Raw genomic sequence first — 8,729 nt, forward strand, 5'->3', positions numbered from 1 at the left:
TCGAGGAAGTGCGCGGAGCAGGAGATGCACGGGTCGTAGTTGCGGATGGCCTGCTCGCACAGGTGGGTCAGGGCGTGGTCGTCCAGGTGCAGGTTGGCGTCGACGAGCCGGGCCAGGTCGGCCTCGATGGCGGCCTGGTTCTGCGCGGTCGGCGGGACGATGTCGGCCGAGGAGATCAGGCCCGTGCCGTCGAGCTCGTAGCGGTGGTAGAGCGTGCCGCGGGGTGCCTCGGTGGCTCCGTGGCCGGCACCCGGCCGCGGCTTGACGTCTACAAAGGACTGTTCGGGTGGCTCGTAGGAGCCGATCAGGCGGAGCGCCTCGTCGATCGCGTACACCACCTCGACGGCGCGGATCACGATGCTCTGGAAGGGATTGCGGCACACCGCGCCCAGCCCGGCCTCGGTGGCGACCTGCCGGGCGGTGGGGGAGAGCTGCGCGGAGTTGATCGCGTACCGGGCGATCGGGCCGGTCAGGAACTCCCGCCCGTCCAGCCGGGCATGCAGGGCGGTGGAGTGCGGCACCTGCTCCTCGACCACGTGCGTGGTGTACCCGGACAGCGGGAAGCCCGCTCCGGAAGCGGTGCGCGGCACTCCCGACTCGATGGCGTAGCGGTCGGGCTCGTGCAGGGCGAGGAGCTCGTGGGCCGGCGCCAGGTCCGGGAAGTCGAAAGTGGACACCCAGATCGCGGTGGCGATGGCCTGGTCCAACGCGGTGCGCAGCCGTTCGGCCAGCGGCGCCAGCTCGGCCCGGGTGGGCACCCGGTAGAACCCGCCGAGCCGCACGTTGATCGGGTGGATCGCGCGCCCGCCGACCAGGTCCATGATCGCGTTGCCGGCCTTCTTGAGCGCCAGCCCGCGTTCCACGACCTCCCGGTGGTCCTTGGCGAGGCTGATGGCGTCGGGGTAGCCGAGGAAGTCCGGCGCGTGCAGCAGGTAGATGTGCAGGGCGTGGCTGGAGATCCATTCGCCGCAGTAGAGCAGCCGGCGTAGGGCCGCGAGCTGGCCGCCGACCTCGACCCGGCAGGCGTCCTCGATCGCGGCGCAGGCGGAGAGCTGGTAGGCGACCGGGCAGATCCCGCAGATCCGCGCGGTGATGTCCGGCGGCTCGGTGAACGCCCGGCCGCGCAGGAACGCCTCGAAGAACCGGGGCGGCTCGTAGATCCGCATCGCCACGTGCTCCACCCGGCCGTCCCGCACGCTCACGTGCAGCGCGCCTTCGCCCTCGACCCTGGCCAGTCCGCTGACCTGGAGCTGCCGGTTAGCCCGGTGCGACATCGGCGGTCTCCTCCCGGTGGAACGCGGTGACGTTGAACGTGCGGAACACCCGGTGCAGCTCGTCCTCGCCCATGCCGCACCGGCGCAGCTGCGCGAGCAGCGCGGGCACGTTCGGCTGGCGCATCGGGCCGAAGCAGCCGAAGCAGCCGCGCCGGTAGGCCGGGCAGATCGCGCCGCAGCCGGCGTGCGTCACCGGTCCCAGGCAGGGTGTGCCGTGGGCGACCATGACGCAGGTGTAGCCGGCGCGCTTGCATTCGGTGCACACGCTGGTGTCCGGCAGGTTCGGCTTGCGGCCGGCGAGGAACGCGGTGAGCACCTCGAGCAGCTGGCGCTTGTCGATCGGGCAGCCGCGCAGCTCGTAGTCGACCGGCACGTGCGCGGAGATCGGGGTGCTGGTGGCGAGCGCGGCGATGTGCCGGGGTTGGGCGTAGACCAGCGAGCGGAACTCGTCGACGTCACCGAAGTTGCGCAGTGCCTGGATTCCGCCCGACGTGGCGCACGCGCCGATCACGATCAGCGTCCGCGACTGGTCCCGGATCCAGCGGATCCGCTCGGCCTCGTCCGGGGTGCTGACCGAACCCTCCACGATGGACACGTCGTACGGGCCGGGCTCGGTGTGGCTGGTGGCTTCCAGGAAGTGGCTGATGTGGACGGTCTCGGCCAGGGTGAGCAGCTCGTCCTCGCAGTCCAGCAGGGTCAGCTGGCAGCCGTCGCACGAGGTGAACTTCCAGACGGCGAGCGTCGGTGGGCTCATCACAGCTCCCGGGTCACGAGCAGCGGGGCGGCCACCGGGTAGGGCACGACCGGGCCGTCCCGGCAGAGCAGCAGCGGGCCGAGCTGGCAGTGCCCGCACAGCCCGATCCCGCACTTCATGTTGCGCTCCAACGACACCTGGATCCGCTGCGCGGGCATTCCGCGGTCCAGCAGCACCTTGGCAGAGAACCGCATCATCGGCTCCGGCCCGCACAGCAGCGCGGCCGTCCACTCCGGGAAGAGGTCGATCCCGGCCAGGGGCTTGGTGACCAGCCCGACGTTTCCGGTCCAGCCGTCCGTCGCGCGGTCCACGGTCACCACCAGCTCGACGTCCGCGCGGGCCGCCAGTGCGGCAAGTTCCTTGGTGAACAACAACTCGGCGGGGGTCTTCGCGCCGGCCACCAGCACGATCCGGCCGTAGCGCCGGCGGTGCCGCAGGGCGTGCAGCAGCGCCGGGCGCAGCGGGGCCAGCCCGATCCCGCCGGCGACCAGCAGCAGGTCGGCACCGGCCGGGAGGTCGAGCCGCCAGCCGGTGCCGAACGGTCCGCGCACGCCGACGGGCGTGCCCACCGGCGCGCACCGCAGCGCCTCGCTGACCGCGCCGACCCCGCGGATGGTCAACTCCAGCACGTCTTCGGCGGCCGGGTCGCCGCTGATCGAGATCGGGATCTCGCCGACCCCGAACACGTAGAGCATGGCGAACTGGCCCGGAAGGAATGGCCTGATCTGTTCTCCGCGGGAGAGCAGCACCAGGGTCGCGGTGTCCGTGGTCTCCCGGTGGCTGGCGCCGACGTGGTACTCCAGCGGCACCCACGGATCGGCCAGCACCCGCGGCTGGGCGATCTGGGACGTCATCGCGGTTCCTCCCCGGCTTCCGTGACCAGCGCGTCCACCTCGGCGGTGAGATCGATACCGACGGGGCACCAGGCGATGCACCGTCCACATCCGACACAACCGGAGCCGCCGAACTGGTCGTGCCAGGTGCCCAGCTTGTGCGTCAGCCACTGCCGGTACCGGCTCGCACCGGAGGTACGCACCTCGCCGCCGTGGATGTAGGAGTAGTCCAGCTCGAAGCAGGACGCCCAGTGCTGCCACCGCTCGGCGTGGTCACCGGTCAGATCGGTGACGTCCTCGGTGGTGGTGCAGAAACACGTGGGGCACACCATGGTGCAGTTGGCGCACGTCAGGCACCGGCTCGCGATCTCGGACCAGCGCTCGGACTCCCGCGTCGCGGCGAGCACGGCCGGCAGGTCGGCCGCCGGCATCCGGCGGCCCATCGCCGTGGCGGCCCGCGCCACCGCGGTTTCGGCGGCCTCGACCTCACCGGGACCGGCCGGCCGGGTGGGCAGCTCGGCCAGAACCTCGGCGCCGCGCTCGCTGCCGGCCTCGGTCAGGAAATGGTGCCCGCGCTGGTCGACGGATTCGGTCAGCACCAGGTCGTAGCCCGGCTGGTGGGGGGTGGGCCCTACCCCCTGCCCCCCGCAGGGGGGTGGGGGCTGGGGCGACACCGCCGGCCCGGTCCCCATCGAGACGCAGAAGCAGGTCTCGCCCGGGTCGGTGCAGTTCACCCCCACGATGAAGATCCCCTCCCGGCGCCGGTGGTACCGGCTGTCGGGATGCTCGCCGCGGTCCAGCACCCGGTCCAGCACGCGGATCGCGGCGAGGTCGCAGCCGCGCACCCCGAGGAAGGCGTACCGGGGCGGCTCGGAATCCGTTGCCGTGACGGTGAAGCCGGAGCCGTCCCGGTCGGCCGACCAGAGCTTCTCCCGGGCCGGATGCAGGAACTGCTTCCAGGACTGCGGTCCCGCCGAGTTCTTGAACGCGGCGCCGTCCGCGCGGCGCCACAGCCGGTACTGGCCCGGTCCGACCTCCACGCCCCAGCCGAACGGCAACTGGCTTGCCGAGGTCAGCTCGTCCAGCACGATCGCCTCGTCCCGCACGGTCGGCCCGATGACCCGGTACCCTCGCTCCATCAGGACCTCGACGAGCCGGTCGAGACCCTCGCGGCCGAGCACGACCATCGCCGCCTCCGTTGCTGGACAACTGTTCCGCTTCGATCGTCGCGTGCCGCCGGCCGGGGCCCCAGGGTCCATGGGCCGCCGCGGTAGGGACCAAAGGACCTCACGCCTGGTAGCCGAGCCTGGTCATCATCCCGGCCTCGGCGTGGTAGGCGTTGTGGCAGTGGATCATCCACTGGCCGGGGTTGTCGGCGTCGAAGTCGCCGGCCAGGGTCCGGCCGGGCAGCACGATGGCGGTGTCCTTGCGCGGGCCGGTGGTGCCGAGCTGGAAGGTGTGGCCGTGGACGTGCATCGGGTGCCACATCATGGTGGTGTTGACGAACTCGACCCGGACCCGCTGGCCTTCCCGGATCTGTGGTTTGCCGTCGATACCCCAGGAGTAGCCCATCATGCCGCCGGTGAGCACGAGCCGGTGCACGACGTCGGGCTGTTTGGCGGGCAGCATGGCGGCGGCGGTCGGGTGCAGGTCCGAATACCCGATGACGGAGCCGGTCGCCGCGGCCGGCCGGGGCGGGTCGCCGGTTGCCGTGCGCACCACGGCGAACGCGGAGCCCGATTTGCCTTCCGCTTGTGCGGTCAGGGGAAACCCGCCGTCGCCGAGGGTGGCCAGCACGTCGTAGCGCTCACCCATGCCGATCAGCAGGGCGTCGGTGTCCACCGGGGTGACCGCCCACCCGTCGGTATGGGTGACCGTCAGGCGATGGCCGCCGAGGGCGACCCGGAAGGCGGTGTCGGCGCCGGCGTTGAGGAACCGGATCCGGACGCGCTGCCCGGGTTTCGCGGTGAACGTGGCGGGTGCGGCCGGGACGCGCCCGTTGATCAGGTAGTGCGGGTAGGCCACGTCCCCACCGAGCCGCCGACCGTCCCTACCGGACATGGTGTGGCCGCCACGCCCCCGCAGCCCGGCGAGCACCTCGTCCGGCGTGGTGCCGGTGCCGTCGAGCCAGTCGTCGAGCACGACGGTCCACTCGGCGTCGTAGCCGCCGGGCTCGGCCGGGTCCTCGACGATGAGCGGTGCGTAGAGGCCGCGGTCGAGCTGCGTGCCGGTGTGCGGGTGGAACCAGTAGGTGCCCGGCGCGGCGGCGATGAAGCGGTAGGTGAACGTCTGCCCCGGGGTGATCACGGGCTGGGTGACGCCGGGGACACCGTCCATGTCGTTGCGCAGGGCCAGCCCGTGCCAGTGGACCGAGGTGTCCGCGGGGAGCCGGTTGACCAGCCGCGCCTCGACCAGGTCCCCGGCGCGGACCCGGATCTCGTGTCCCGGCAGGGTTCCGTCGTAGGTCCAGGTGCTGACCACGGGCCCGCCGAGGTCGATGCGGCCCTCGGTCGCGGTGAGCGTGACGGCGTGGGTCCGCCCGCTGCCGTGGCGGGCCGCCTCGACCTCACGCACCCGCGGGTCGGTCGGCTGGACCGGCCGGCTTTCGCTGGTGCAGGCGGACAGCAGGCCGAGGGGGACCGTGCCGAGGAAGGCGCGCCGGTTCATGTCAGCGTCCAACAGGCTCGCTCCGCTCGCGTGAGCGGGCCTTGACGTGGTGCCTTCCCTCCTGCGCTGCTCGGTCCCTCGCTGGCGCTCGCGCCCTGCGCTGCTCGTCCGGAAGACACCACCGGCCCGCTCATGTCAGCAGATCCGGGGCAGCTGCTCGCCGACGAGCATGTCCACGATGCGGGAGGAGCCGACCAGGGTGCGGGCGGTGACGCGGCCGGGCGGGCCGGCTGCGACCCGGCCGAGGACGCGCGCCCGGCACCCTTCGGGAAGCGCGCGCATCGCGGTGAGCACCCGGTCGGCGTGCTCCGGGGCGACGAGCGCGACCAGGCAGCCCTCGTTGGCCACGTGCAGCGGATCGAGGCCGAGCAGTTCGCAGAACGAGGCGACCGGCTGCGGCACCGGCAGGTCGGCGTCGGTGATCTCGATGGACACCGAGGAGGCCTCGGCGAGTTCGTTGAGGGCGCTGGCCAATCCACCGCGGGTGGGGTCGCGCAGGGCGTGCACGGCCGGTCCGGCGGCCCGGATCATGGTTTCCACCAACCGGTTCAGCGGTCGGCTGTCGGAGGTGAGGTCGCCGTCGAACCCGAGATCCCCGCGGGCGGCCAGGATCGCGGTGCCGTGCAGCCCGATCGGGCCGGACAGCAGCACGACGTCGCCGGGCCGGCCACCGGCGGCGCCGACCTCCGCGCCGGGCAGGCGCACCCCGATGCCGGTGGTGGTCAGGTAGATCCCGTCCGCGGCGCCCCGGCCGACCACCTTGGTGTCCCCGGCGATGATCCGCACCCCGGCCGCCCGCGCGGCCCGCGCCACCGAATCGGTGATCCGCTCGAGGTCGGCCAGCGGCAGGCCCTCCTCGACGATGTAGGACAGGGCCAGAGCGAGCGGGCGGGCGCCGCGCATCGCGACGTCGTTGACGGTGCCGTGCACGGCGAGCGAGCCGATGTCCCCGCCGGGGAAGAACCGCGGGGTCACCACGAAGCTGTCCGTGCTGACCACGATCTCCGGGGAGCCGGTGTCGAGCAGTCCGGCGTCCTCGAGCGGGCCGTCGAACCCGAGCCGCGGGGTGATCACCTCGGCGAGCAGCTCGGCCATGAGCGCCCCGCCGGAGCCGTGCCCGAGCAGCACCACCTCGGTCTCGTTGCGGGGCACCGGACAGGTCGCCGCGACGGGGTCGGTGAGGGTCATGACGCCTCCACTGTGGACGGTCGGCGGCCGGCCGCGTGGAACGCCGCGCAGGTGCCTTCGGCCGACACCATGGGCGCGCCGAGCGGGGTCCGCGGGGTGCACCGGACGCGGTAGGCGGTGCAGTCGGTGGGAAGTTTGGTGCCGCGCAGGATCTCGCCGGCGATGCACTCCGGGTTCTCCCGCACGGCAAGGGATTCGGTGCCGAACCGGGTTTCGGCGTCGTAGCCGGCGAACTCGGTGGACAGGCTCAGGCCGCTCTCCGGGATCCGGCCGATGCCGCGCCAGGCCCGGCCGGTCACCCGGAACACCCGGCGGATCGCCTGCTGTGCCTCGAGGTTGCCGTCGCGCCGCACGGCCCGGGCGTACTGGTTCTCCACCTCGGCCCGGCCCTCCTCGAGCTGCCGCACCGCCATCAGGATTCCCTCGAGCAGGTCGAGCGGTTCGAACCCGGTGACCACGATCGGGACCCGGTAGCGGGCGGCGATCGGCTCGTACTGGGTCCAGCCCATCACGGCGCACACGTGGCCGGCGGCGAGGAACGCGCGGACCTCGTTGTCCGGCGCGTCCAGGATCGCGGTGATCGCCGGCGGCACCAGGACGTGGCTGACCAGCATGCTGAAGTTGGTCAGCCCGGCGCGGGCGGCGTGCAGTACGGCCATCGCGTTGGCCGGGGCGGTGGTCTCGAACCCGACGGCGAAGAACACCACCTGCTTGTCCGGGTTGGCCGCGGCGATGCGTACGGCCTCCAGCGGGGTGTAGACCACCCGGACGTCGCCGCCACGGGCCTTGACCCCGAGCAGGTCGCCGGTGGTTCCCGGGACCCGGAGCATGTCGCCGTAGCTGGTGAAGATCACGCCGGGCCGGCCAGCGACGGCGACCGCCTTGTCGACCATCTCCAGTGGCGTGACGCACACCGGGCAGCCCGGCCCGTGGATCATGCGGATGCCGGCCGGCAGCAGCTCGTCGATGCCCTGCCGGACAATGGTGTGCGTCTGCCCGCCGCATACCTCCATGATCGTCCACGGCCGGGTCGCGGTGGCCCGCAGCTCGGCGAGCAACCGGCGGGCCAGCTCCGGGTCGCGGTACTCGTCCAGGTATCTCATGCCGGCCCCAGTTCCGTGGCCAGTGCGTCCGGCATCGCCCGCAGCACCGCCAATGTCTTGGCCGCCTCGTCCTCGTCGACCCGGCTGATGGCGAACCCGACGTGCACGATCACGTAGTCGCCGACCTCGGCCTCCGGCGTGTAGGCCAGGCAGACCGGCCGGCGCACGCCGCCGAAGTCCACCGTCCCGGTCCGCAGATCGGGTCGGCCCTCCGGCACGTCGACATCGAGGATCCGGCCCGGCACCCCTAGACACACAATAGATCACCCCAATCGGGCCGCGGCCACCACGGCCTGCCCGTAGCTGATACCCGCGTCGTTCATCGGCACCCGCTCCCCGGCGAACGGGCGCAACCCGGCCGCGGTGAGCCGGCGCAGCACGCCCTCGGTCAGGCGGCGGTTCTGGAACACCCCGCCCCCGAGGCAGACCGTTTCGAGGCCGGCGTCCGCGCAGGCCCGCTCGGCCAGCCGCGCGGCGACTTCCGCGATCGTGCTGTGGAACCGGGCGGCCAGCACGTCGACCGGCTCGCCGGACAGCAGCACCGCGCGCAGCGTCGGCACCGGGTCGTACACCCACAGACCGTCCACCGTGGTCAGTTGAAACGGCAGCGGGTCGCCGTCGGGGTGCCCGGCCGCGGCCGCCTCGAGCAGCACCGCGGCCTCACCCTCGTAGCCGCTGTCGTCGCAGATCCCCAGCAGCGCCGCCACCGCGTCGAACAGGCGCCCGGCGCTGGAGGCCAGCGGGCTGTTGAGCCGGCGCCCGACCATCGCGGCGACCGCGCCGGCCTCGCGGTCGCCCACCCGCTCGAGCAGGTCGCCGGCCAGCGGCCACTCCAGCGGCTCGGAGCCGCAGTCCTCCGCGCCGAACAGGTAGCCCAGCGCCATCCGGGCCGGCCGCCGCACCGCCGCCG

At 72.8% G+C, this 8,729-nt stretch carries 8 protein-coding genes and 1 pseudogene; all 9 read right to left on the reverse strand.

Annotated features, from left to right (window positions below; translation table 11 throughout):
- Positions 1–1,274: Ni/Fe hydrogenase subunit alpha (locus VGR06_RS36375; protein WP_327563757.1), on the reverse strand; the 1,274-nt coding region annotated here is incomplete at its 3' end.
- Complete coding sequence (locus VGR06_RS36380) at positions 1,258–2,028, reverse strand: oxidoreductase (protein ID WP_327563758.1); 771 nt, start codon at positions 2,026–2,028, stop codon at positions 1,258–1,260. The genes VGR06_RS36380 and VGR06_RS36375, both read right to left, overlap by 17 nt.
- Entirely contained in the window at positions 2,028–2,882 is an 855-nt protein-coding gene (locus VGR06_RS36385; protein ID WP_327563759.1) for an FAD/NAD(P)-binding protein, read from the reverse strand. Before VGR06_RS36385 ends, VGR06_RS36380 begins: the two co-directional genes overlap by 1 nt.
- The gene (locus VGR06_RS36390) at positions 2,879–4,048 is read right to left on the reverse strand and encodes a 4Fe-4S dicluster domain-containing protein (RefSeq protein WP_327563760.1); all 1,170 of its coding nucleotides are present in this window, start codon (positions 4,046–4,048) and stop codon (positions 2,879–2,881) included. Before VGR06_RS36390 ends, VGR06_RS36385 begins: the two co-directional genes overlap by 4 nt.
- 100 nt (positions 4,049–4,148) lie before the next feature.
- Complete coding sequence (locus VGR06_RS36395) at positions 4,149–5,540, reverse strand: multicopper oxidase family protein (protein ID WP_327563761.1); 1,392 nt, start codon at positions 5,538–5,540, stop codon at positions 4,149–4,151.
- Between the two features lie 123 nt (positions 5,541–5,663).
- On the reverse strand, positions 5,664–6,716 hold the full coding sequence (gene hypE / locus VGR06_RS36400) for a hydrogenase expression/formation protein HypE (RefSeq protein ID WP_327563762.1): 1,053 nt from the start codon (positions 6,714–6,716) through the stop codon (positions 5,664–5,666).
- Positions 6,713–7,819: a hydrogenase formation protein HypD gene (hypD, locus tag VGR06_RS36405; RefSeq protein ID WP_327563763.1), complete on the reverse strand. Its 1,107-nt coding sequence runs from the start codon at positions 7,817–7,819 to the stop codon at positions 6,713–6,715. The genes hypE and hypD overlap by 4 nt, the downstream gene beginning before the upstream one ends.
- Positions 7,816–8,064 carry a HypC/HybG/HupF family hydrogenase formation chaperone gene (locus VGR06_RS36410; RefSeq protein WP_327563764.1) on the reverse strand — a complete coding sequence of 83 codons (249 nt, stop codon included), beginning with the start codon at positions 8,062–8,064 and terminating at the stop codon, positions 7,816–7,818. Before VGR06_RS36410 ends, hypD begins: the two co-directional genes overlap by 4 nt.
- Before the next feature lie 18 nt (positions 8,065–8,082).
- Positions 8,083–8,729: pseudogene (locus tag VGR06_RS36415) on the reverse strand (carbamoyltransferase HypF); the annotation flags it as partial.

The sequence above is a fragment of the Actinophytocola sp. genome, from assembly GCF_036002505.1.
In the GTDB taxonomy this organism is placed as follows: Bacteria; Actinomycetota; Actinomycetes; order Mycobacteriales; family Pseudonocardiaceae; genus DASYTH01.

What these genes read in the sequence shown, in the direction of transcription:
- VGR06_RS36380 (WP_327563758.1), bottom strand. Translation starts at nt 2,028, where the DNA reads ATGAGCCCACCGACGCTCGCCGTCTGGAAGTTCACCTCGTGCGACGGC.
- VGR06_RS36385 (WP_327563759.1), bottom strand. Translation starts at nt 2,882, where the DNA reads ATGACGTCCCAGATCGCCCAGCCGCGGGTGCTGGCCGATCCGTGGGTG.
- VGR06_RS36390 (WP_327563760.1), bottom strand. Translation starts at nt 4,048, where the DNA reads ATGGTCGTGCTCGGCCGCGAGGGTCTCGACCGGCTCGTCGAGGTCCTG.
- hypE (WP_327563762.1), bottom strand. Translation starts at nt 6,716, where the DNA reads ATGACCCTCACCGACCCCGTCGCGGCGACCTGTCCGGTGCCCCGCAAC.
- hypD (WP_327563763.1), bottom strand. Translation starts at nt 7,819, where the DNA reads ATGAGATACCTGGACGAGTACCGCGACCCGGAGCTGGCCCGCCGGTTG.